Raw genomic sequence first — 24325 nt, 5'->3', positions numbered from 1 at the left:
GCCAAGGGTGTTTGAGTATTGAGGCATCAATCATTTTCAGATCCATATAAGTATTTTGCAGCAGCATTGCCCATGGCAATATGATCATGCCCCACGTCGGGTACAATAACCAGTTTCCATTTAAGACCAACACGCAATGCATCGGCGTATTGTTTCGCTTTCGTATAAAAGTATTTACCGCGTGCCAGCCTGCCGGTGCCCTGAACATCCACTTCTGCCGATCGAACAAGATCACCCCGCTTTTCATTCTCATTATCCTTCTCACCAAGAAAGACGATCAATTGTGCTTTAAATGCCTTTGTGAGCAGTTTTTTGGTTGCGGTGCTATTTTTCAAACCGTAGGGAAACAAAGCTGTAGAATCGGGCACAGTATACCAGCCGGAATTTGAAGCCAGGATCCTGTTCGCTTTGCTTCCGGGTTTAAACATCGCCAGGCGATGCAAAATTTGTCCGCCCGCAGAATGCCCAAACATATCATAGGTTTTGACCTTTAACTTCAGGCTATCCTTAACGGCATCGAATATTTCATCAAAATCATCGAAGACCCATTCTTCCTTTTTTGAATTGATCTTATAAGAGTCAATGCCTGTTCTTTCTTTATTGACCTTTACATCACTTATCATTCCGGCGAGGTTGTAGTTCCAGAACCCCGGATATTTGTCATCGGAATATTCAGGCGCCAGCACCAGTACATTATATCTATCGGCATGTTCAACCCATGTATCTCTATAAGGCCCGCCGTTACGTCCGGCACCATGCATAACAAAAAGAACTGGTGAATTTTTATTTAATGTTTTGGGGAGATAATAATGAACCGTCACCTGTTTGCCATTTCGGGAATTTGCAAACGAAAATTTTCCGGAGCCCGCTTTAATTTCATTGTTCGTGTTTGGCGATGACCCCAACACAAGCTGCATATTACAATGCGGACAAATGCCCGGCGCGGTAAAATGTATGGTATCACATGAGGCATTGCATGGAGTACAAACGTATTGAGAGAACAGATCATTACATGTAACCAGCATCAGAATGAATAACAGGTGTAGCGTTTTTGTAGCCATTTGTTTGCATTGGGTTGCTTAAAAGTAAGCAAATTAAAAGTTGTGTCTATTGATGAAAAAACCCCATACATAAAATAACTTTACTTCAATAAAGTATATAATACTATTAATAAAAGACACAAACTTAAGGCAGGGCAAACTGCCTGCTTCTGAAGAGCGAAGAAAAAAGAACTGGAAAATATATTTATAATATTTACAACAGGAAACCGATGAAAAAGAAATATTTCAATAAAAAGGCAAGAAAGGTATCAAAGGTGAATCTAAAAACTAAAAAACAATTATCAAAACGAGCAGGAGGCGTTAGTGGTGTTTCTATTGAGATCGAAAACAGGGATTCAAATGCAATTGAAAATGAAAACCTCGCTCCTAAAAATAATAAGCCGGATAGTAGCGATATGTAATTATCACAGTTGCAAAAATGTTCCGGATCCACCTTTAACCTGTATGCCTTTACACCATTATTATCCTCCTGCTTTATTTTTCGGGCTGATATGCTTATGTGCTTTGCGTCTTATCTGTTACCAGCAGCCTTAAAATTAAACCTGTTAAATACGGAAGATACAGCCTGGTTTATTTTTAATTCATCGTTTACATCTTCCGGTTTAAGAATTCCCGACGCAAATCCCTGCCAAACCATTTTATCGGTTTTACCATCGATGATATTAACGATGAGCGTTCCCGGCTCAACAGCTACCTCTTCTACATTGTCGCTGGGAATTACAGGCTCTCCCTGAACCATAACATAGCTGCCTGTCTTGCGCAAGGTGCCTGCCTGTTCCGATATAAAAAAAGACACTTCCATATCGGGTTCATTGCCGGAATCGTACATTTTATATCCGCGGGCTTTTAATTCATATTCAATTGCATCCTTAATTCTTTTTCTGGCCGATTCATTGTTAAATGCATAAACGCCGGTAGGGCTAATAAATATATGGGTTTCCGGAATATTGTCTATACTGCTGATCCAGCCATAGGTTCTGGCATCTCTGAGATTTACCGCATCGGGATCTACATTTTTACCAATCGTTTGTGTCGTTGACGGTCCGCAACTGACTATAAACAGGATCAATCCTAACACCGCACTTACTGTCGTAATCTTTGTCATGTTACATGTTTTTTGGTGATCTAATGAAAGATAAAATGGAATATTTATGCCACCAGACGCATCGTACAACGGGAACTGCTAATAATCTGATTGATAATACCCAATCCGGTCCTGAACATTTAACCGCCCTGTACAAAGCAATAAAGAGTAGAAATGATCCCCCATAGTGCAGAGTTTTTAACACGCAGGCGAATCATAGCTGATGCGATTCGCTGATAAACACTATATTAAAACAGAATTAGAGCAGCGTTAAATACGCACTCATTAAAGTCCAACATCAGCTCAATGCCACGAGCAACTTTGCGCTGGAATGATTTTTTTGCTTTATGCTGTATAGCAACCCCCTGACAAAATTCAGTTTTGTTCACGAAACACCGGTGATCATTACTTCAATCTTAAACTGTAGATCATGAAAAAACATCTTCAATTACATTGTCACACTATTATATGGCCGGCGCCACCGGAACCATTACTCCTTTAGGTATCGACAATTTGGTAAATGAGTACCCTGAAAAGTAAAACGCGCGGATGATGGAAAACGGGCAGATCAGCGTATGATGCCGGGTTAATAGTAAGTGGGTATATTTTCCTCAATAGCGGTATAATACACCACATTGCCATCCCCGCAAACAACCTGTTCTTACCGGTTGCTGAATAAAAAACGGCAAATGTTGCCTTAGAAATTTAATATAAACAGGACAAAATCTTGATGTTATGGCGTTACCGGTTAAAACAACTGATTTCCTGCAGGAAACCGGGGGGATATCAGTTTTTACAGGCCGCTTTTTTAAAGAGGCTTTCAAACCCCGATACGAGATTTCAGAGTTCTTACGGCAATGCTTTGTAATCGGTTATAGATCATTACCGTTGATCGGATTAACCGGTTTTATCATGGGACTGGTATTGACCATGCAGTTGCGGCCTTCGCTGATCGAATACGGCGTAGAGTCTCAATTGCCGGCCATGGTGGGCATTGCCATAGTAAGGGAAATCGGCCCGGTGATCACTGCCCTGATCTTCGCAGGTAAAATAGGAAGCAGTATCGGGGCGGAACTGGGATCGATGAAAGTAACCGAGCAGATAGATGCCATGGAAGTATCGGGCACCAACCCTTTTAAATACCTGGTGGTAACCAGGGTTGCAGCTTCAACACTGATGTTACCTATACTGGTGATGATAAGTGACGCCATATCGTTATTCGGTTCGTATATCGGTGTAAACATCAATGGCATAACCAGTTTTCCCCTGTTTTATACACAGGTATTCAATAACCTTGGTTTTAGTGACGTATTGCCGGCATTTGTGAAATCATTCTTTTTTGGTTTTGCTGTAGGTATTATTTCCTGTTATAAAGGGTTTTATTCGAATAAAGGAACTGAAGGGGTAGGACAATCGGCCAATTCATCCGTTGTGATTTCCTCCATCACGATATTTGTTATTGACCTCATAGCCGTTCAAATTACAAACGTATTAAACCTGAACTAAATCATTCGATCGTGGAAGCGCAAACAATTGTACAACCGGAAAAAAAGAAATCCAACCAGGATGTAATAATCATAAAACACCTGAACAAATCCTTTGGCAGTAATAAAGTACTGGTTGATTTTAACATTAATCTTGAAAAAGACGAGAATCTCGTAGTAATGGGCAAATCAGGTTCGGGTAAATCGGTTCTGATAAAATGTATAATTGGTTTACTGGAACCCGATAGCGGTACAATTGAAATATTCGGGCGGAATATACCCGATCTTGACCGGAATGAATTGGATGAAATACGAGCCAAAGTTGGATTCCTCTTTCAGGGTAACGCCTTGTACGATTCAATGACCGTTCGGCAAAATCTCGAATTTCCACTGCGCCGGCACTGGATGAATGTTAACCAGCCGGAAGTTAATAAACTCGTACAGGAAGCGCTTGATGACGTTGGATTGAAACATACGATAAACATGATGCCTGCCGAACTATCGGGTGGTATGCGCAAAAGAATAGCGCTGGCACGAACGCTGATACTTAAACCGGAAATTATCTTATACGACGAACCCACCACCGGCCTCGATCCCGGAACCGCAAAAGAAATTATAGAACTAATTGTTGCCATTCAGAAAAAATATAGATCATCTTCTCTTATCATTTCGCACGATATGAACTGTGTTCGGCTTGCCGCCGACAGAGTGGTGATGCTGATAGACGGCCGTTGTTATGCCGAAGGCACCTATGACTCTCTAAAAAAATCGGGTGATCCTAAAATTAAAGACTTAATTGAATAACTATTTTATGGCAAAGAAAACGGTAAATACAATAAAGCTGGGCGCATTTGTTCTGTCGGGATTATTTTTTCTTATAGTCCTGCTTTATATGATCGGCAAAAACAGCAACCTGTTTGGCCCATCCTTCATCCTGAAAGCACAATTTGAAGATGTGCAGGGACTTGTGCCCGGCAACAACGTTCGCTTTTCGGGTATTCAGATTGGAACGGTAAAAAGGATCAAAATCTTAAAAGACACGCTGCTGGAAGTTGAAATGCGGGTTGATAAAAAGATGGAAAAGATCATCCGTAATAACGCCTTCGCCTCAATTGGTTCAGACGGGCTGATGGGAAACAAGGTGATCAATATTTCCCCTTCAGGCCAGCCGGCGCCCCTTGTTGCCAAAGGAGAGGTTTTAAATGCCCGCAACGGGGTTAATACAGATGATATGTTGCAAACACTATCTAAAACCAACGACGACATGGCGGTTATTGCCGCGCAATTAAAGTCGACAGTGCAACGCATTAATAACAGTACGGCTTTATGGGAAATATTGAACGAGGAAACCCTGCCACGCAATCTTAAAAGGTCTGCCGTCAATATGCAGCTGGCCACTGCCCGTGCTGCAGCCATGGCCGATGATCTGCAGGCTATCGTTTCCAATGTAAAAAACGGGAAAGGATCGGCAGGGGCTATACTAACCGATTCATCTCTTGCCATGAACCTGAATGAAGCTATTGCGAAAATTAAAGGAGTAGGAGAAACGGCCGATGAACTGGCAGCTTCCTTACATGCGGTCATAAAAGATGTGCAGCAGGATGTATATAACGGTAACGGTACGGTAAATGCCCTGCTGAAAGACTCTACGATGGTAACTAAAATAAACAGCAGCCTCGACAACATACAAAAAGGCACCCACTCCTTTAACCAGAATATGGAAGCATTGAAGCATAATTTCCTGTTCCGCGGATACTTCAGAAGACTGGAAAGGCAAAAGCAAAGGGAAGCCAAAAAAACGATGGCATTTCAGGAACAACGCCCGGCGCCCGCAGACAAATAGGAATTATCTTATTCCCCTGTTATATCCTGTTGAAGAATGCTTTTTCGATCTTCATATTCTTCTTTACTGATCTCTCCTTTTGCAAAACGCTTTTTAAGAATATCAAGCGGTGTATCTTTTTTTTCTTTTTGCTGCCCGAAACTCCAGGCTGAATAAAAGATCCAGACAACCATCAGTACCCATAAGATCCACCAAAAAAAATGCATTCCCATAAAATAATCATTGTACCGCATATTCGTATTTTTTGATGATAAGTATTACAGCCGTAAATGACATAAGGTTCCAAAAAAACGCTCCTTCATTAACAGAAGGAGCGAATCGATCATCCAGTATGATCGCTTGGGCACATGAGTAATACATAAGTTTTCCCTGCATACAGTATTAAGTCAGGGATTTCTCTCTACCGTTTGGGTTGAGGACACCTATAACACATGCATAATCACATTACGCATGAAACACCAAATTGTCCCGCTGTATAAATGCTACGAATTATTTCAATTGATCACTAAATTTACTTTATAAGAATTAGAATGATATTAAACGGATGTTAGAATATCGTAGATGAGATTAAAGCCTTTGCCTGCAGAATTTTCAACACACCGGTTATCGTTTTCTATAACTCCCATCCGGGAATCTCTTAAACAAAATGTATGTAGAGTAATATTATTACCTGGATCATATCCTTTGGAATATGGCTTTTTAAGAGATGGATCGCTTTACTCATATGATTCCGCACAGTATGTACGGAAATTGACAAGCGGGTTGCAATTTCATCGTAGCTGAGTCCTTTCTCGCGGTGCATTACAAATACTTTACGGCACTGGTCGGGTAACTGGTTGATCACCGTATCGAGTGAATAAAGCGAACGTTTTACCTGGTCTTGATCAGGTTGATAATATTGAGTATGATCCACACCATACTTTTCGAGCCATTCCAATGGCAATTGGGCTTTATTGCGGATGGCGTTGAGCAACAGATTTCGTGCAATGGTTTTAATGAGCGGCAACAGCCTGTCTGCATTATCCCACTTATCGATGTTTTCCCAAACCTTTATGTAACAGGCCTGCATGATGTCTTCTGCAAAATGCGTATCGTCTGTATATTCCTTCAGGAAGGCGTACAGTTTATCTTTTGAAGCATAGAACACTTCAGTAAACAATTGCTCTTTATACAGCTCTTCTCTGGTCATAAGCATTCAGGCAGTCAAAATTACAGGTTAGTACCCTGACCACTTACCCTCACTACCATTACCAGATTGTTAATTCAATCTTTATCCACTTTTCAGACTAGTACTGAAATCCGCTTTTGGTGTGTTATAGCCAGCGAATTTTTATATGAACAACATTACTAAGGATTTATTACGCCGTTGGATCGATGGAATGTGCACAACTGAAGAAGCAGCTTATGTACAACAATATTTGCAGCAATACCCGGAAGTGCTTTTGCGGCAGATGGATGAAAATTGGGAACATGCCAGTGGGGTCATGAGCAAAAAAGCTACCGCTTCCCTGTGGCAGCAGATACGCTCACAGATAAAACCACATGGCAGGACAATACTGATAATGGGGCAATGGAAAAAAACTGCCGTTGCCGCGTCCGTACTGGCAATCTTTTTTACCGTTTCGTGGTGGGCGAACAACCGGCGCCATAATAAACCGGTAGCTGCAACCATCTGGAAAACAGTTCGAAATAGCGGATCGGGCAAGATGAGCTTTCAACTGCCCGATCGATCGAAAGTATGGCTTTCAAAAGGCGCCGTATTGCAATATGCAAATGATCCTGAAAAAGGAACACGGCAGATCCTGCTTACAGGTGAAGCATTTTTTGATGTACATAAAGACAGTCTGCATCCATTTTCAGTACAGGCAGGAAAGGTTAAGCTCACGGTGCTGGGCACGCGGTTCAATGTAGAGGCTTACGATAATGAAGAAAATACACGCATATCGCTGATAGAAGGAAAAGTAAGCACCAATTATTCAGATACACATAATAAGACCATCACCACATTACTTACCCCCGGTAATATGCTTTGCTATAACCGGCTAAAGGCTGAAGGAAATGTGCAGCCTGTGAATATTTCAGATGCCGGCTCATTTACAGGCGCCGATATCGTGTTGCAGGATATTTCATTGAACGATGCGTTAAACCGTATTGGTTCTCACTTCGGCAAAACCATTCATTTACAAAACAATCGTGATGACCAGCAACAGCTAACGGCCGTAGTACCGGGCAATAACCTGGAAGCCGCGCTCAGCAACCTGGCCTTTATTTACAGGTTACAGTACAGGATAGATGATAATACCATTCAGGTAGTCAGAAGATAAACATTCTTTCTAAAAAAAACCTCCCGCTGGAACGGGAGGGATTTGTAAACAAAAGTTCACAAAAATTACGTATGGACAAATGTACCACATTTTGGAATGCAGGCCGGAAGCAACTGACGGCGCTTGCATTTTCCTGTATTCTAGGCTCCTCGATGGCGGCAGGCCAGCATAAAGATGTGCTGGGCACCCCCATCAGGCTGGAAGCCAGGAACACCAACCTGGCTGCTGTTTTGAACGCTTTGCAAAAACAATGTAACACTCCCTTTTCCTACGACAAGCTCGCACTGGGAAAAGTGGAGCTGAAAGAAGTGAAATGGAAGAACGTTTCATTAAAACAGGCACTGACCGACCTGGAGAAAAATGGCGGCCTGCTTTACAATGTGATTGGTTCAAACATTGCATTCAGAACTGAAAAAGCGCCTGCTGCTGAAAAGAAATATTCCGTAAGAAAGGAATTGACAGGCAGAATAGTGGAAGCCTCTACAAAAAATCCGCTGCCCGATGTTTCCATCATTGCGCGGCCCTCGGGCAAAGCAACCAGTACAGATAAAAACGGCCGGTTCGCCGTACAGGTAAATGAAGGCGACCGTTTGGAGTTAAGCCATATTGGATATACTTCACAGGTTATTACTGTTGGTACAGATAACGATATACAGGTTGAAATGGTGCGTTCAGATAAAGGATTACATGAAGTGGTAGTAACCGCCCTGGGTATTAAAAAAGAAAAAAAACGCCTCGGGTATGCTTTGCAGGAAGTGAAAGGAGAAGATATTACCGTGGCCCGCGAAACCAATGTAGTGAATCAACTGGCAGGTAAAGTGGCCGGTGTAACCGTGGTGGGAAGCCCATCTGGAATAGGCGGTTCAGCCCGGGTATCGATCCGTGGCGAACGTTCGGTAGACCTTAATAAAAACCAACCGCTGTATGTGGTAGACGGGGTGCCTGTCAGCAATTCCATTACCGGCGGCTCAGGCCGTAACAACCTGGAAGTGGATTATGGCAATGGGGCCAGCTTTTTGAACGCTGACGATATAGAAAGTATCAGCGTACTGAAAGGGCCGGCCGCAGCTGCATTATATGGCTCAAGAGCTGCCAATGGCGTTATCCTTATCAAAACAAAAAGCGGAAAAAGAGAAAGAGGTATAGGTGTGGAAGTAAACAGCAATTTCACTTTCGAAACACCGCTAAAACTACCCGAATACCAAAACAAATACGGACAGGGAAATGGAAGCGGTGGTGATTTTGCTTTTGTAGACGGACGCGGTGCGGGTCTTGCCGATGGAACAGATGAGGGTTGGGGACCAGCATTCAATGGTCAGTTGTTCCCCCAGTACAATTCTCCCAGAACGTTGAACGGGCAATCGATCCCTTTTACAGGCGGCGATATGAATGCGCCTGCAGGAAGTGTAATAACTCCTACTCTTTGGGAGCCGGAAACAGATAACCTGAAGAAATTTCTTGAAACAGGCCATACATTTACCAATAACGTAGCCCTGGTGGGCGGAAACAAAGAGGGTGATTTCAGGCTTAGTTATACCAATCTCGATCAAAAAGGTATCGTTCCCAATACCGACCTTAAAAGAAATACGATCTCCTTTTCGGGCGGCTACAATTTAACCAATAAGTTTTCAGCCAAAGCCTTTGTGAGCTATATCAAGAGTGAAAGCGATAACCGGCCTTCTATCAGTTACGGTACGGAAAGCATCATGTACCTGTTCAACTGCTGGTTACCGGCTTCTGTTAAACTGTCGGATATGAAACGCCTGTGGCAGCGTGGGCTGGACAATGTGCAACAATATGGCTGGAACTATAACTACCACGACAACCCATATCTTACCGTATATGAAAATACCAACGGCCAGTACTATGACCGTATAATAGGCAACGTGGTATTGAAATACGATTTTACCAGCTGGCTTAGCCTGCAGCTTCGTACTGCAACCGACTGGAGCAATGAGCGCCGTGAATACAAAAGGGCTTTCAGTACACAGCGTTTTCCCTATGGCCAGTACCGCGAATCGAACATTGTGAATGAAGAGCGCAACTCCGACTTACTTATTACGCTCAACAAAAACATCAACAGCGACTTCGCCGTGAATGCCACCTTAGGCGGCAACCAGATGCGGCAGACCTCCCGTTTCAATGAAACAGTGGCGGGCCAGTTGAATGTTCCGAAAATTTACAGCGCCAACAATTCGCGCATTGCGCTGGTGAATGAGCAGAACAATGTGGGCAAACGGATCAATAGTTTGTATGGTTCTGCCGGTGTTTCTTATAAGAATTTCTTGTTCCTCGATGTTACAGGCCGTAACGACTGGAGCAGCGCGTTAACGCTTCCTCAGGAACTGAAATCATTCGGAAAAGAAGATAATTCCTACTTCTATACCTCCATTGCAATAAGCGCCATCCTGAGCGACATGATCACCCTGCCCCGCGCTATCAGCTTTTTAAAGCTGCGTGCCAGCCAGGCGCAGGTAGGAAATGATACCGATCCATTTGCATTCACCCAAACCTATAACCGCAGCGATCCTTTTGGCGCAGCTCAGATCTACAGCGAAACAAGCAGTCTGGCCAACCTGAATTTAAAACCGGAGATCAGTTCTGCGTATGAAGGCGGTTTGGAGATCCGTTTCCTGAACAACCGTGTAGGGCTCGATGTAACTTATTACCAGAGCCGTACAAAAAACCAGATCCTGAACATTCCGCTGTCGAACACCAGCGGTTATGATTCGCGCAAGATCAATGCAGGGTTGATCAGGAATAGCGGAGTTGAAGTAATGCTCACCGCGTCACCAGTTAGATCGAAGAAATTCTCGTGGGATACCTATATCAATTTTTCAGCCAACCGCAGCAAGGTGCTTGAGTTAAGCGATGGCCTTACCAATTATGTAATGGCCTCACGCCGGGTAAGTGTGGAAGCAAGAGTAGGCGAAAGAATGGGCGACCTGTATGGTATTGGTTTCGCCAGGGTACAAAGTACCAACAAGGATGCGCCATATTACGATGCCACCGGAAAATACACGGGGCAAATGGTTTTCTCAGCCGATAAAGGACGCCCTGTTCCAACCACTAACAGGATCCACCTCGGCAATTATAATCCCGACTGGTTGATGGGCCTTGGAAATACGTTGATGTACAATGGCATCAGGTTTAGCTTCCTGTTCGATATAAGACAGGGCGGAAGACTGTATTCAGAAACCCAGACCGTTGGTCGTGAAGGCGGCATCATCAAAGAAACGCTCGAGGGCCGTGCAGATGGATACGACCTCGGCAAAGAAGGAAATGGCGTTATTGGAGCCGGTGTGATCCAAAATCCCGATGGCAGTTTTAGTCCCAATACAAAAAAGGTTGCCGTACGCGAATGGCATACGGCCTGGACAAACGGCCGCAGCATAGCAGAGGGTGTAATGTATGATGCCTCCTTTGTCAAGCTCCGCGAAGTACAGATAGGTTATACAATTCCACGCAAACTATTTGGAAAAACGCCTATTCATGATGCCGTTATTTCGTTGGTGGGCCGCAATCTCCTGCTATGGGATAATGTGCCGCATATAGATCCTGAAAACATGTCCTACTCAGGTGGTACAGCCCTGCCGGGTATCGAGTATATGAGCATTCCTTCTACCCGCAGCTATGGCGTAAACCTTTCTTTTAAATTTTGATGCGTTATTCCTAAAAGAACTATTATGAAACTGATCAATATTATGGTGGTAGTGCTTGTGATCGGACTTACCACCGGTTGTAAAAAAGATTTTGAAGAAGTCAACACGAATAATAATAATCCCACCGCTGTAACACCCGATGTTTTATTAAGCGGCATCATTAAAAACATGATGGACCGCCAGGTAAATGAAGCCTGGAGCATTGGCAATATCGTTGTTCAGCACCATGCCAAAATACAATTCGTAAACGAAGACCGTTATGGCTGGAATGAAAGAAACGATATCTGGAATACGGTATATAGCAATTACCGCAACATCCAGAACATCTTAATTCTTGTTGAAAATAATGAAGCTAGTCCCTATTACGGTGTAAGCCTGATCCTGAAATCATGGATGTTCTCACTGGCGACAGATGCCTATGGCGATGTTCCATACAGCGATGCCGGCAAAGCAAAAACAGGTGGAATATATCAACCCGCTTACGATAAACAGGAGGATATTTATGCAGGCATCCTGGCCGATCTGAAAAAAGCCAACGAGCTACTGGAAAGTGCAGATGGCAGCAACTTTACCGGCGACCTGTTATACGGCGGCGGTGTAACTGCTTTGTTAAAATGGAGAAAGCTGGCCAATTCATTACGCCTTCGGGCCCTGATGCGTATCTCAGCAAAGAAAAATGTCGCTGCCGATATGCAGGCCATCGTTGGCAATGCCGCCGGCAACCCGGTTTTTGAAAACAACAACGACAACGCGGTACTTAAATACCTGCCTGCCGCACCCAATCAATGGCCCATGTATGGAAGCCGCGTAGGCAGCTTTGATGAATTCAGGGTTAGTAAAACGTTCACCGACCGGCTTACCCAGCTCAGCGATCCCCGCATTAAAATATTCGGCAGGCCCACACAAAATTCAGTGGCAGGCGGTTCACCTGAAATAAAAGGAATTCCGAATGGTCTCAGTGATGTTGATGCACTTGCATATAACGGCGGCGTACAGGGCGTTTCGAGAGTCGGTTATACGTTTGCCTGCCTGGTTTGCAATGACGCCGGACAGGCGCCTCCCGAACCCGCTGCAGCACAGGGATTGCTGATGACCTATGCAGAATTGCAGTTTATTCTGGCTGAGGCCCACCAGAAGGGGTTAATAACTACCGGAAATGCCGAAACGTATTACAACAATGGCATCACCGCCAATTTCAATTACTGGCAATCGGTGGTACCGGCGGCATATAACCTCAATGTAGCCATGCCGGCGAACTACCTTACCCAGGCACCGGTAGTTTATTCAGGCACCGATGCGGAGAAACTTGAAAAGATCGCTTTGCAGAAATGGATCGCTTTATACTTTAACGGACTGGAGGCCTGGTTCGACTGGCGCCGGACCGGCTCGCCAACCATTACACCCGGCCCTTCTAATTTGAACAATAACAAAGTGCCCATCCGTTATATTTATCCTTTATCGGAACAATCACTCAATACAGCGAACCGGGCGGCTGCCGTACAACGGCAAGGCAATACCGATGACCTGAACACCAAAATGTGGTTATTGCAATAAGAGCAAAATGAAAATATTACTTTATCTGCTTTTTCCCTGTACCCTTATGGGTACAGGGATCTTTTCACAGGTACCTGTAGCCGGAGCACCATTACCTGCCTGGCAAAAAGGGTATCTCGATCTGCATCATATAAATACGGGCAGGGGCAGTTCGGCTTTTTACATCTTGCCCGATGGCACTACCATGCTGGTAGATGCCGGTGAAATATCACCGTTGGACAGCCGCACTTTTACTCCACGTAACTCCAAGCTAAAACCTGATGATTCGCATAAACCTTACGAATGGATAGTACGGTATATTCAACAGGTATCGCCCAATAAAAATAAAGCCGTTATCGACTATGCGCTGATCACCCATTTTCATGACGATCATTTTGGCGCCTGGTATCCCGATGCACCGGAAGCAGCATCGGGCAAATTCAAACTGACCGGCATTACAGGCGTTGCCGAACTACTGCCAATCGGCACATTGATCGACAGAGGGTATCCGGATTATAATTATCCATACGATATAAAAAAGCAGGCTGATCAATACGGTGGTGGCGAAATAAGGTTTGGCCACACCATGGGAAACTATTTTAATTTCCTTTCGGCCAAACAACAGGCCGGAATGAAAGTGGCCGGCCTCAAAGCCGGAAGCAGGCGGCAGCTCCGTTTGCGGCATGATGCCGGCGCTTACCCTTCCTTTTATATACAAAACGTAAAAGCCAATCAATGGATCTGGACAGGTAAAGATTCAACTGTTGTACAACATTTTCCTGCTATAGATACTGCCAACCGTGCAAGCTGGCCCGATGAGAACAGCCTGAGCCTGGCGCTGACCATTAACTATGGGCCGTTCACTTATTACACTGGGGGCGATAATCCCGGAAATGTTTTTCCCGGCGATAACCGGTTGCGCGATGTGGAAACACCCATGGCCAAAGCCATTGGGGAAGTGGATGTTGCTACCATGGACCATCACGGCAACCGCGATGCGGTGAATGAGTTTCAGGTAAGAACATTTAAACCGCGTATATGGATCGGACAGTCGTGGTCGGCCGATCACCCGGGCCATGAAGTATTGATACGGATGACCAATACACACATTTACCCCGGCCCGCGCGATCTGTTTGCCACCAATATGCTGGATGCAAACAGGTATGTAATAGGCCCGTTGATCGATCGTGCCTATAAAAGCCAGCAGGGACATATTCTGGTAAGAGTATTGCCCGGCGGCGCCGTTTACTATGTTATTATTCTTGATGACAGTACATCTGCTATGCCGGTGAAAGCGGTGTTCGGGCCTTATGAGTCGAAGGGGAAATAATTGGGCATACTTACCTGAAATGTGTAGTGTAAGCAAGTTACCTTACCACCTCACTAACTAAAATTACCGGAGCTATATCTGTATAATTTGCGAAGTCGGCCCTTATAGCATCTCTTTTCGGGCCAATTGCCGACTTATATTCATCAAGGCTTTTTACATAAAATGTTCCAATAGCCATATAAGGCAATGGCTGGTTGGGAATGCCGCTCGCAAGGCCTTTTTCTATGGTGTATTTTACCAAATTTGCGCCCAGAAATCCTGCAACCATCGGCATGTGCCTGGTTTGGTAATACTCCATATTGAATTTTTTGCCTTCCGCAAAAGGATACATGACAGATATTTTTACAAGCCCTTTTTCAGCGACCTCCGAATGCCGGTTTTCAGATCTGCCAGATTGCTTTTCCTGACCAAACGCGGCAACGCTCGCTGTCATAAGAAGAAACGATATTAAAACGCTGAGTTTCATCTGTATTTTTTTTTGCTATGGTGCAGTATGAAAAATTGTAAACGAATATAACATAATTCGGGAACAGGAAAAAACGCTGTACCTACCAGATCATCGTATCCGTTTCTTACGGTTTTGATCAGAGTACAACATGAAATAGTATAATGCGTAAGTTTTTGTAAATCGGTTATACGGGTCGCCAGCTATGTGAACAAATCAATTTTTAAACTTAAATGGTCAAAAAACAGCACTTCGGAAAACTGTAATATCATAAGTTTGACAATAACGATTGAAAAAGATACGCCTTCCTTAAGTTTCTTCAACTAAAATCTTGCATATGAAAAAATTAATATTTACTCTACCGAACATTCATTTCAGTTTCACCGGTATATGCATCACCGGTATCTTGCTTTTAAACACTTCGTTGACGATGGCGCAGCAATTAGCTTTTCCCACAGCTGAGGGTTTCGGCCGTTATGCAACTGGCGGCCGGGGTGGAACCGTTTACCATGTAACCAATCTGAATGATGCCGGGGCAGGCTCACTCCGCGATGCCGTGAGCCAGTCGAACAGAATGGTTGTCTTTGATGTGGGTGGAGTTATAAATATTTCTTCCCGTATTGTAGTATCCGGCGGTGTTACTATTGCCGGTCAAACTGCCCCAGGCGGGGGTATCACCATTTACGGTGATGGTGTAGCCTGTAACGCCGGAAACAATATTATACGTTATATCCGCATTCGTATGGGAAAAAATGGAACGTCCGGAAAAGATGCGTTAAGCATTTCATCGGGTCAAAATTTTATTTTTGACCATGTTTCCATATCCTGGGGGAGGGATGGCACCCTTGATGTCAATGGTTCAGGTATAGATAACCTGACTTTCCAGGATTGTATCATAAGCCAGGGAATTAATAATACAAATCATTCAACAGGTGGGTTATTGCAAAGTGGTAAATGGTCGATGATACGTAGTTTATACATTGACAATAAAACACGCAATCCAAAGGCCAGGGGTACGCATGAGTTCATCAACTCCGTACTTTACAACTGGGCGGAACATGGTTATATCATGGGAGATACTGAAGGTGCTTCAGCTTGCAACCTGATCGGAAATTATTTCATATATGGACCGTCGGGCAACAGTAACTCCCATATTACCAATACGACGCCATCATTCAATGTTTATGCATCTGACAATTGGGTAGATCCGGATAAGGATGGCGTGTTGGATGGTTCACTTCTTACTGATTACAAGACAGCAACCGTACAATCTTCACCATATAGTTATCCGGGCGTGTCAAATTTAATGTCGGCTCAGACTGCCGTCAATCATATTATTGCAAATGTGGGTGCTTCTATTACCAGAGACGCCGTCGATAATCTGTTAATTAACCAGTTGAAATCATATGGAACTTCAGGACAGATCATAAATACAGAAGATGATAACGGCATTCCCGGAAATGTTGGAACTGTAGCTAATGGCACTCCTGCTGCCGATTCTGATCTCGATGGTATGTCGAATGCATGGGAAACAGCCAATGGGTTGAACCCCAATAATGCAGCTGACAGGAACAATATCGGAGCAGGTGGATATACCATGCTTGAAATTTATATCAACAGCCTGACCGGTAGTGGCGGCGGAAACATAAACGCCTATTCCATAGTACAAGCCGAAAATTATAGTTCCATGTCAGGCGTACAAACAGAAACGTGCAGTGAAGGAGGCCTGAACGTCGGCTTTATTGAAAATGGCGACTGGATACGTTTTGCCAACGTAAATTTTGGTACAGGTGCTACCGGTGTTTCACTTCGTGTTGCCAGCAACACAACCGGAGGAACCATAAAATTCAGGCTTGATGCTGCAGGCGGTCCTCAAATAGGTGCAATAAATGTTACCAATTCAGGCGGCTGGCAAACCTGGAAAACGATGACTTCCAGCATTAGTGGAGCAAGTGGTGTACACGATCTTTACTTATCATTTTCAGGAGGCACCGGCTACTTGTTTAATTTAAACCATTTTGTATTTACGGGAGGTAGCGCCAGGTTCGCCGTTAGCGAGCCTATGATAGAGAACGCCGAAAGCAATATTCAGCTGTCTCCTAACCCCACTGTTAATTTCCTGAATGTTTACGTGAGTCAGAAAGTCGATGAGCATGCAGGTATTTTGATATATGACAACACAGGAAGACAGGTATTGAATTACAGACTGTATGGAAACAAAACTACTGTGAATGTTGGCGTACTTTCATCCGGCCTTTACATAATCAAATTATCCAACGGCAAGGAGATCATCACAAAGAAATTCCTGAAGCGGCAATAGTCGTTAGATATAATTAAGTAGCTATGTCAGGAGTGAAAATTGTTCACTCCTGACTTTTTTCAGGAGCGAAAAGATACTCACCCACGGGACTTTGCGCAAATATGACACAAATCAATTTTTTAAAAATGGAAGCTAACTGATGCGGAGCTTTGTTTTTTAAATGTAAGCAGCTATCTTGTTGGTCAATGAAAAACTAAATTACTATGGCCAACGATAAACAAAAGCCAAAGATCCGGCAATATGACACAACGGAATGGGAATTCGTATATCCTAAATTCTGGAGTCCGGAAATGCTGCATAAAGCGATGGTAGAAGCCTTTCGCCTTTTTGACAAAAAGCCTAAGAAAGCAGAAGAAGATTTGCTTTCCCTGATTGAAGAATACCCTTATTATTTCAGTGCCTATTCCTGCCTGAGTGAATTGTATCGCAGACAGCAGAAGCCGGATGAAGCACTTGCCACTGTTGAGCAGGGTTACCTGAAAGGCAAAGCATTATTCCCTGAAAAGTTCGATTTTTCCAAACATAAACTCAGCTGGCTGATACTGGATAACAGGGCCTGGTTGCGTATGTGCCATTCTTATGGACTGGAATGTCTCTGGCAGCAACAAGTTCCGAAAGCAATTGAAATATTCAGGATGATCCTTTCCCTGAATGAGGGCGATAATCAGGGCATCAGACTTTTGTTGATGGATACGTATATGAACACCGGTGATTACAAGGCTGCCAGAGAGCATCTGAAAAAGAACCATGATGATCCTTCCATCGAATTCAGGTTCGGGGAAATTGTGCTGGATGTGCTGGAAGATAAGATAGCGGACGCCGACAGGAAACTGCCTGCTGCAATGCAGCGGAATAAGTATGTAGTAGATGAAGTGGCAAAAGAGGAACATACACCACCGCCAGTTGATAAAACTACCGAAATGTTGGGTGGCATTCTTCAGGGTTCAGAACAGCAGGCGCATCTGTATTGGGAGAGCAACAAAGATTTGTACGCTATCCCGAAAGTGATTGAATATTTCAGATCGAAGCAAAAGCAATAAAATAAAGAGGGATTTACTTCCCGATACAGAAAGTAGAAAATCGCAGTTGATGCGCTTTTAATGAAAACTAGTGAAAAAAGTAGCAGCTCTTTCTGCAATTTCATTAGTTCTTACAAAAAATGAAGCTTTATTGCAACCTTGTAAGATTAGTAATATATTTTTTGCAGTACCTTTTTGTTGCAGTATCCTTTAACCCTTTATGCAACCCAAAAACACCTCCAATTAAAAACCCCATTGCACCTAAAACTTCCTTAACATACGCTTGCGTTAATGCTCCAGGATTTTTAATTAATGCATACATTCCAAAAGGAATTGCTGTTATCCCGATTCCGAATTTGGCAATCTCCGTAGTTATCTGAGAATATACATCATTATAGCGATCTATAAAGTCCTGCTCAGAATAGCCTTCTGATATTTTCTGTTGAACACTTTGCAATTCAGTATTAAATGCTTTTATAAGCGCCCTATTTTCTCGCCTAAATTTTATCACTTTATTAATTGGTATTTCATTTAACTTCCTAGGAAGTACCAAATTGATAATTCCTTTTCTGAATTCAAGATTTCTATCAGTAACAGGATTACTGAGTCTTGAAAAATTGGTAAATGCATCGAACTTATTGTTGTCAGTTATAATCGCTGCAGATTCACTAAAGGCAATTTCCTTAGCCAAATAGGTCATATATATAAAAGCTAATTCTTCAGGCAAAAGAATTCCATCTTGTGTATTAATGCCTATATTATGATTTTGACAAAACTCCACCCAATTATAAGAAAACTTTTCCTTGTATATTTTGAAAGTCCAATTTTTGGGATCTTTCCATTTTCTCGCAAGATTTATTTCCTTAAACATTTCACTTCGACCATACGGTTCTTCTAAAATTCTCCTTACATCTTCAATTGCATGGAGAGAGGCATGATGGCCATCTATATCACCAGGAGAATATAAAGTAACAAGATCAGATTTATCAATAACTCTCCTAAAATCATCAGAAAGATTTTCACGCCTATTGTAAGGAACAATTGGTTTAAAATTCTCAAAATATAACAATGCAAATTTTAGCCAGGTTTCATTTGGCGGCTCAAATGTGGGATAGTATATCAACGGTTCCATGTATGCAATTATTTAAACTTTAAAAATCAATCCTTGCTTAAGTAATTAAGAAAAAATATTTCACTTTTTAGTAAAAAATCGTTACTTAGAAACACCACTTATATTTAGTCTATATTTAACCATATCTATACTTGCAACATAGTATTCACTGATTTGCTCAATACTCATTGACTTTTTTGTTGCCCACAATAATCCCGCTCTTGGAATTTGCAAGCACCCACCTAAATATTTAGCTTCTTCTTCTTGCTCTTCACAATAATATCTCATACCCAATGCAATTGAAATATTCTGGTATTCTTCAGACAGAGATACTTCCAGAAAGTTCATATCAAAATCCGACTAATCTATTAAAATTAAAAAAGAACAACCAAGAATACTTCACGTTGAGTCAAAATTTTAGTCCACAATCAACTGGTCAACATAATTATAGTCATTCATTGAGTGGCTTTTATCTGGCGAAATTCCACTCTTATGGGAATAAACTTTCTCTGCTTCAAAACCAGCATAAAAAATAATTGCAGCATCAATAGCTACATCACAATCGTTCTCAATACCTGGCATTTCGGCTTTACCTTCTACTATAAGCTTGCTCTTACTAAGAGTCACAAATGTTTCACCGGTTAAATCAGAAGTCAAACAAACGTTTCCGATTAAGTAATGGAATTTAGACAGATATGCACAAACTACATGGGCTGCTTCGTGCAAGGCGGTTATTAGTCGCAAATCAGAAGGGTTTGCTTTTTCGTTATGCCTATTCAATTTACCTTTAATCCAATTTGAAATTTTGTCGATCATATAAACTTTTTTTGAATCAGAAAGAGGAAAATGAACCATTGGTTATATGGCAAAATATTGATTAATAAATTTGAATTTATTAACCAAGGTCTCTGCTAATGGTACTAATGATATCCCGTATCTCTGAATTCTCCTTTCACAAAAGTCCATTCATAATAAAACCCTCTTAAATTACGCGGGATAGTTATAGAACTTTCTTTAACATAAGCTTTTTCTTCCCAGCATTTGAAATCTCCGACAAGATCCCAATTTTCAGCTCTACCTGAATGTCGCTTAAAAGCTGGAGGATAATACTTGAAAACGTTAATTACCATCCCATCCTTTATAAACTCCCGCGTCTGATCTTTAGCGCAAATAAACAATTCTTCCAATCCGTCTTTATCAATATCATGGAAGCCTATTTGAAATTGAACGTTTTTGTTAAGAAACTCTAAATTTTTACATTCCTCATATTCCCGGCTAGTGTTAAAAGATGGATTCAAAAGAATTTTGCAGTTTTCATAAACGATATAAAAGGCAATACTAACTTGGTAATAAAAAGCGCGTAACAAAATTGGAGCAACATCAATAGTAGCTGGAAAGTAAAAAAGATATTCTATCCCATCAGAAACTTGGCCATACGTCCAAAGTTTGGATTTACTTAACCCTTCAACGAAAAAATTACCTACTATGTTATCCGTGGGTTGGCTTACAAAACATATATTTTTATTGCCAGATATTTGTCGAGCGATTGTATTGAAATGAACTTTAGCTAGAGATAAGTCGTCACTGTCAATGTAACTATTATGTGCGATTAAATTTCGTATTTTCGTCAAATCCTCAAGTTTTGCTTTGATCCAAATTTGGGAAGGGAAATTGTCTTTAAAATAGTCCCAATTGTTAGAGATTACATCAGCTAAATCTTTAAAGTCTATATAAAATAAGTCCGAATTGCCCCTCAGTGAAATCCAATTATGTTTTTGCTCTTCGTTTTTTCTTACCCGAATACTTTTTTGAACTTCTGAAGAGAAGTTTAGTAAAATCCGATTCGGATGTTTATCGATGAAATCCCGCAGTAAATTCTCAATACAATAAAGATATTCATATGCCTTAGACATCTTTTTTGCTTTTTGAATCAGGTCTGCAGGCAAAATAGATAAAGTGTTCTCAGTCAAAATATTCACCTTTAAAAATTTAGATAGTAAGAGAATAGGAATTTACGGCTAATTTCTCATGTTAATTAAATTAACGACCACCTTTATCATCATATCCTTTTCATCTGGCTTACTTTCTGCAATCATTAAGGTAAGTGCGACCAGTGCATTATCAGCTATTCGCTTTGAGCCATCCACTCTGTATAAAATATGGTTCTTTTCAAGAAACCACACAAACAGAAAAGCAGCTATACGTTTATTACCATCCGAAAAGGAATGGTTCTTTATAACAAAGTATAGTAGGTTGGCAGCTTTTTCCTCAACGCTTGGATATACATAGTGACCGTCGAACGTCTGATAAATAGCCGCAAGCGACCCCTGAAAAGAATCATCTTTTTCATTCCCAAAAAGTGAGCTTCCACCGAACTTGTCCCGCAAGCCACGGATAGCTTTCATCGCTTCTTCATAAGTAATCCGAAATAGTTCCTCTGCGGTGGTATCGTGAATTTCCAATATCTGGTGGTCGTATTGATCCAATACATCCAGAGCGTAGGTATAGTCAGCGATTACTTTAAGCAGCCCAGTTGCTTCGTCGGAAGTTAGTTCCTTATTATCTACCACATTACTTAACAGCTTAACAGTTTTTTTTAGTTCCTCCAACTGACGGGACTGTTCCTGCAGGCGCTTTTCATTCACCGCATACCCTACAACCAGATAATCTTTTAATATTTTGTTTGCCCAAATCCGGAACTGCGTGCCCCTTTTAGAACTGACCCTATACCCAACCGATAAAATGACATCCAGATTATAAAATTTTACATTCCTTTTCACTTTTCTGTTTCCCTCGTGTTGAACAACCGAGAAAACATCGGTAGTTTCATTTTCCAGTAGTTCTCCTTCAGAAAAAATGTTTTTAATATGTAAACCAATCGTGTCTGAATCTTTATCAAATACATCGGCCATAAGTCGTTGTGACAACCACAAAGTATCCCCAGCTAATTTAACCTCTATTTGAGGCTTACCAGAATCTGCCTGGTAAATAACGATTTCCCCTCGATTCTCCATTTTAAAATATTTAATTGGTTCCCAATATATTCGAACTACCGAGTTTTCCTCGGTAGTTCAATTTTTTAATCACCCCTTCAACTGATTCTTCTGCAAATACCGCTCAACATAATCATCTACCGAAAACGGCGAGCTGGCTTCCTGCTTTTTTACCCACTCCAGGATTTCAGATTTCTTAAACTTATACAGCTTGCCCATTTTGAAATAAGGTATTTGCCCATCGCTACATTTGGAGTAGATCACGTTTAAATCCAGTTTTAGAAATTCCGCTACTTCTTTTGCCGACATGATCTTTTCCTCTGAATGATTCTGTGTAGCCATACGGGTGATATCCAGCAATTCACTCAGCATGCCTTTTATATGCTGTATATCAGCTTCCATTTTCTCCAAACGTTGCTCCATCGGTGATATACCCATACTTGATTAATTTAAATGATTAATAATCGCCTTACCTGCGGCCCTGGCCCTGTTGGTATCAGGTACCTTTGCATAGATCTGCGTTGTTTTCACATGCTTGTGATTAAGCATCTTACTTACTATATAAATATCTTCTCCTTTTTCAATTAAGTCGGTAGCATATTTATGCCGCCAGTTATGGAACTTGGCTTTTTTCTCCAGGCCCACTTTACTGAACCACTCTTTCAATTTTGCTCTTACGTGGTGATAATTTAAATCGGGAAATACCAGTTTATCACCATCCTGTTTGCCACCTAAAATATGTAAAGCCTGATGACTGATATAGTGTTTAAATGATCGTTCTGGTTTTGGGTCAATAATGTACACATACCAGGCATCTAATGAAGTAGAATAATGAAAGTCACCCCACTTCAATATTTTCAAGGCACTGAAGCGAAAGCCGGTTAATAACGCAAATATTGATGATCTGAAAACCAATTCATCCTCCACCGGATTATCCAACAGCAATTTCAATTCTTCGTCGTCAATGATCTGCTGGAACGTTTCTACATTACTGATATGGGGAACCCGTTGTGTGTAGTCTTCAGATAAATATTTATCAAGAAATGCACTCTGAACAATCAGGGCTAATTTATCATAATAGGAGGCAGCTGAATTCTGGTTAAGCTTTGTGTGCTTCGACTTTAAAGAAGTGGTAGTTAGCAAATACTCCTTGAATTTTTCTAAAAACCTTTCATCAATATGCCGGAATTTTAAGTGAGCACCTTTCCACTTCTTCAGATATTTTATTGCACTAGAAAGCACTCAAGAGCATTTTAGTGCAATAATTTCTCTAAAACCTTTAAATTTTGCACCTCGCACCTGCTATCCGAAATTAACAGGAAATCGTCCAACAAAAAAATAAAACGCAGGAAAATTAGAGGAATCTGTTAGAACACAGTCCTGATAAGCATCACGTTAGGAAAGCTGATGAAAACAAGAGAAAGCAGAAGAAAAGCGTTACTTCCCAATACAGAAAGTAAAGACTCGCAAATTACTTGAGGTTTACAAAATTTAGTAACAAAACAAGGACATTATTGAAGAAGAGCATTAAAGAGACTATTAAGATAATAAATTCAATAACTCTATCAAGATTATGCGGGCAACTAGTGCTTCACCGAAGATTCGAACTCCGACCTGCCACTTGATAGCAGGTTACTGCTATCGAGGTGGTCGCTCTACCAATTAAGCTAACGAAGCAAAGTCCGAATTTAATAAATTTTCTGCTTCAACAGTACTTAGCCCAAATCTTTGCTTCAAATCTCCCACCATAGCGTTTTTTCTCCTAGTTGACCCAGACTGGTATTGTCGAAAGAGATTAAGACGCTGATAATAAGAATACAGTTCACTATTCTTAGGGGTGCAAAACTTCATCATATTCTCAGCAGTATTTTTTACTGCTCTTGTAAATAATAAAAAATCATCAAACCCTATATTATCAATACTATTCGGTGCGTTCAGCTTTGGATAGGCTGCTTCAATTTGCCCTTGAAATTGCATTATTTCTTTATAATGCAATTCACTCTTTTTATCTGAGGGTTTTTCATCATTGTCAGCGATAACATCAGTATGAGCAAATGCATTTCGTATAAGTCGATATTAATTTAAAATGGCTGGAGCCAGGAGGAGCTTTTGAGTA

The 24325-nt window shown here is 41.7% G+C and carries 23 protein-coding genes and 1 tRNA gene; 10 read left to right on the top strand and 14 right to left on the bottom strand.

All coding sequences use genetic code 11. The annotated features are described in order from the left end of the window. Positions 1–26: 26 nt before the first annotated feature. Complete coding sequence (locus tag A4R26_RS25665; protein WP_107685903.1) at positions 27–1061, bottom strand: heavy metal-binding domain-containing protein; 1035 nt, start codon at positions 1059–1061, stop codon at positions 27–29. A gap of 209 nt (positions 1062–1270) precedes the next feature. Here A4R26_RS25665 and A4R26_RS25660 point away from each other — a divergent pair, with 209 nt between their 5' ends. Then, positions 1271–1462: a hypothetical protein gene (locus tag A4R26_RS25660; RefSeq protein ID WP_081169388.1), complete on the top strand. Its 192-nt coding sequence runs from the start codon at positions 1271–1273 to the stop codon at positions 1460–1462. Between the two features lie 110 nt (positions 1463–1572). Here A4R26_RS25660 and A4R26_RS25655 read toward each other — a convergent pair whose 3' ends face one another. Beyond that, entirely contained in the window at positions 1573–2166 is a 594-nt protein-coding gene (locus tag A4R26_RS25655; protein WP_081169387.1) for a DUF4136 domain-containing protein, read from the bottom strand. A gap of 714 nt (positions 2167–2880) precedes the next feature. Between A4R26_RS25655 and A4R26_RS25650 the strand changes: the two genes are divergently transcribed. The 3 genes from A4R26_RS25650 to A4R26_RS25640 are packed head-to-tail and all read left to right on the top strand — an operon-like array spanning position 2881 to position 5472. After that, positions 2881–3651, top strand: a complete 771-nt coding sequence (locus A4R26_RS25650; RefSeq protein WP_081169386.1) for an MlaE family ABC transporter permease — start codon at positions 2881–2883, stop codon at positions 3649–3651. 11 nt (positions 3652–3662) lie between these two features. Next, entirely contained in the window at positions 3663–4433 is a 771-nt protein-coding gene (locus tag A4R26_RS25645; RefSeq protein ID WP_242675017.1) for an ABC transporter ATP-binding protein, read from the top strand. Between the two features lie 7 nt (positions 4434–4440). Further along, the gene (locus A4R26_RS25640; protein ID WP_081169630.1) at positions 4441–5472 is read left to right on the top strand and encodes an MlaD family protein; all 1032 of its coding nucleotides are present in this window, start codon (positions 4441–4443) and stop codon (positions 5470–5472) included. A gap of 8 nt (positions 5473–5480) precedes the next feature. Here A4R26_RS25640 and A4R26_RS25635 read toward each other — a convergent pair whose 3' ends face one another. Together A4R26_RS25635 and A4R26_RS25630 are read right to left on the bottom strand one after the other, a co-directional pair. Next, positions 5481–5705 (bottom strand): SHOCT domain-containing protein, encoded by a 225-nt coding sequence (locus A4R26_RS25635; protein ID WP_081169385.1) that lies wholly within the window; start codon positions 5703–5705, stop codon positions 5481–5483. 404 nt (positions 5706–6109) lie between these two features. After that, positions 6110–6667, bottom strand: a complete 558-nt coding sequence (locus A4R26_RS25630; RefSeq protein WP_081169384.1) for an RNA polymerase sigma factor — start codon at positions 6665–6667, stop codon at positions 6110–6112. Between the two features lie 139 nt (positions 6668–6806). Between A4R26_RS25630 and A4R26_RS25625 the strand changes: the two genes are divergently transcribed. The 4 genes from A4R26_RS25625 to A4R26_RS25610 all read left to right on the top strand — a co-directional run bounded on the left by A4R26_RS25625 (position 6807) and on the right by A4R26_RS25610 (position 14321). Beyond that, complete coding sequence (locus tag A4R26_RS25625; RefSeq protein WP_081169383.1) at positions 6807–7796, top strand: FecR family protein; 990 nt, start codon at positions 6807–6809, stop codon at positions 7794–7796. Positions 7797–7867: 71 nt separating this feature from the next. Beyond that, entirely contained in the window at positions 7868–11458 is a 3591-nt protein-coding gene (locus A4R26_RS25620; RefSeq protein WP_242675016.1) for a SusC/RagA family TonB-linked outer membrane protein, read from the top strand. 24 nt (positions 11459–11482) lie between these two features. After that, entirely contained in the window at positions 11483–13012 is a 1530-nt protein-coding gene (locus tag A4R26_RS25615; RefSeq protein WP_107685902.1) for a SusD/RagB family nutrient-binding outer membrane lipoprotein, read from the top strand. Positions 13013–13019: 7 nt separating this feature from the next. After that, a complete protein-coding gene (locus A4R26_RS25610) occupies positions 13020–14321 on the top strand; it encodes a ComEC/Rec2 family competence protein (RefSeq protein ID WP_081169381.1) in 1302 nt (433 codons plus the stop codon). Positions 14322–14358: 37 nt separating this feature from the next. On the opposite strand, the gene A4R26_RS25605 is transcribed toward A4R26_RS25610, so the two are convergent. Continuing rightward, positions 14359–14787, bottom strand: a complete 429-nt coding sequence (locus A4R26_RS25605) for an EthD family reductase (protein ID WP_081169380.1) — start codon at positions 14785–14787, stop codon at positions 14359–14361. 316 nt (positions 14788–15103) lie between these two features. Between A4R26_RS25605 and A4R26_RS25600 the strand changes: the two genes are divergently transcribed. Further along, positions 15104–17086, top strand: coding sequence for a carbohydrate-binding protein (locus A4R26_RS25600; RefSeq protein ID WP_081169379.1), 1983 nt, complete (start codon positions 15104–15106; stop codon positions 17084–17086). A 203-nt stretch (positions 17087–17289) separates the two neighbouring features. Next, a complete protein-coding gene (locus A4R26_RS25595; protein ID WP_081169378.1) occupies positions 17290–18126 on the top strand; it encodes a tetratricopeptide repeat protein in 837 nt (278 codons plus the stop codon). Positions 18127–18253: 127 nt separating this feature from the next. Here the strand turns inward: A4R26_RS25595 and A4R26_RS25590 are convergent, their stop codons facing one another. The 9 genes from A4R26_RS25590 to A4R26_RS25550 all read right to left on the bottom strand — a co-directional run bounded on the left by A4R26_RS25590 (position 18254) and on the right by A4R26_RS25550 (position 24204). After that, positions 18254–19237: a hypothetical protein gene (locus A4R26_RS25590; protein ID WP_081169377.1), complete on the bottom strand. Its 984-nt coding sequence runs from the start codon at positions 19235–19237 to the stop codon at positions 18254–18256. A gap of 81 nt (positions 19238–19318) precedes the next feature. After that, positions 19319–19564: an ImmA/IrrE family metallo-endopeptidase gene (locus tag A4R26_RS25585; protein ID WP_081169376.1), complete on the bottom strand. Its 246-nt coding sequence runs from the start codon at positions 19562–19564 to the stop codon at positions 19319–19321. Between the two features lie 69 nt (positions 19565–19633). Next, entirely contained in the window at positions 19634–20032 is a 399-nt protein-coding gene (locus A4R26_RS25580; RefSeq protein ID WP_081169375.1) for a hypothetical protein, read from the bottom strand. A 104-nt stretch (positions 20033–20136) separates the two neighbouring features. Further along, the gene (locus A4R26_RS25575) at positions 20137–21195 is read right to left on the bottom strand and encodes a Swt1 family HEPN domain-containing protein (protein WP_133054777.1); all 1059 of its coding nucleotides are present in this window, start codon (positions 21193–21195) and stop codon (positions 20137–20139) included. Positions 21196–21234: 39 nt separating this feature from the next. Then, positions 21235–22230 (bottom strand): virulence RhuM family protein/type II toxin-antitoxin system death-on-curing family toxin, encoded by a 996-nt coding sequence (locus A4R26_RS25570; protein WP_081169373.1) that lies wholly within the window; start codon positions 22228–22230, stop codon positions 21235–21237. A 69-nt stretch (positions 22231–22299) separates the two neighbouring features. Further along, a complete protein-coding gene (locus tag A4R26_RS25565; protein ID WP_081169372.1) occupies positions 22300–22647 on the bottom strand; it encodes a helix-turn-helix domain-containing protein in 348 nt (115 codons plus the stop codon). A gap of 6 nt (positions 22648–22653) precedes the next feature. Continuing rightward, a complete protein-coding gene (locus A4R26_RS25560) occupies positions 22654–23451 on the bottom strand; it encodes a site-specific integrase (RefSeq protein ID WP_081169371.1) in 798 nt (265 codons plus the stop codon). 345 nt (positions 23452–23796) lie between these two features. Beyond that, positions 23797–23886: transfer RNA gene (locus A4R26_RS25555), tRNA-OTHER, on the bottom strand. Further along, entirely contained in the window at positions 23872–24204 is a 333-nt protein-coding gene (locus A4R26_RS25550; RefSeq protein WP_133054776.1) for a hypothetical protein, read from the bottom strand. Before A4R26_RS25550 ends, A4R26_RS25555 begins: the two co-directional genes overlap by 15 nt. Between the last annotated feature and the right edge of the window lie 121 nt (positions 24205–24325).

Source organism: Niastella populi (assembly GCF_002078015.1).
Lineage (GTDB): Bacteria > Bacteroidota > Bacteroidia > Chitinophagales > Chitinophagaceae > Niastella > Niastella populi.
This window is presented reverse-complemented; position numbering and strand designations above follow the sequence as displayed.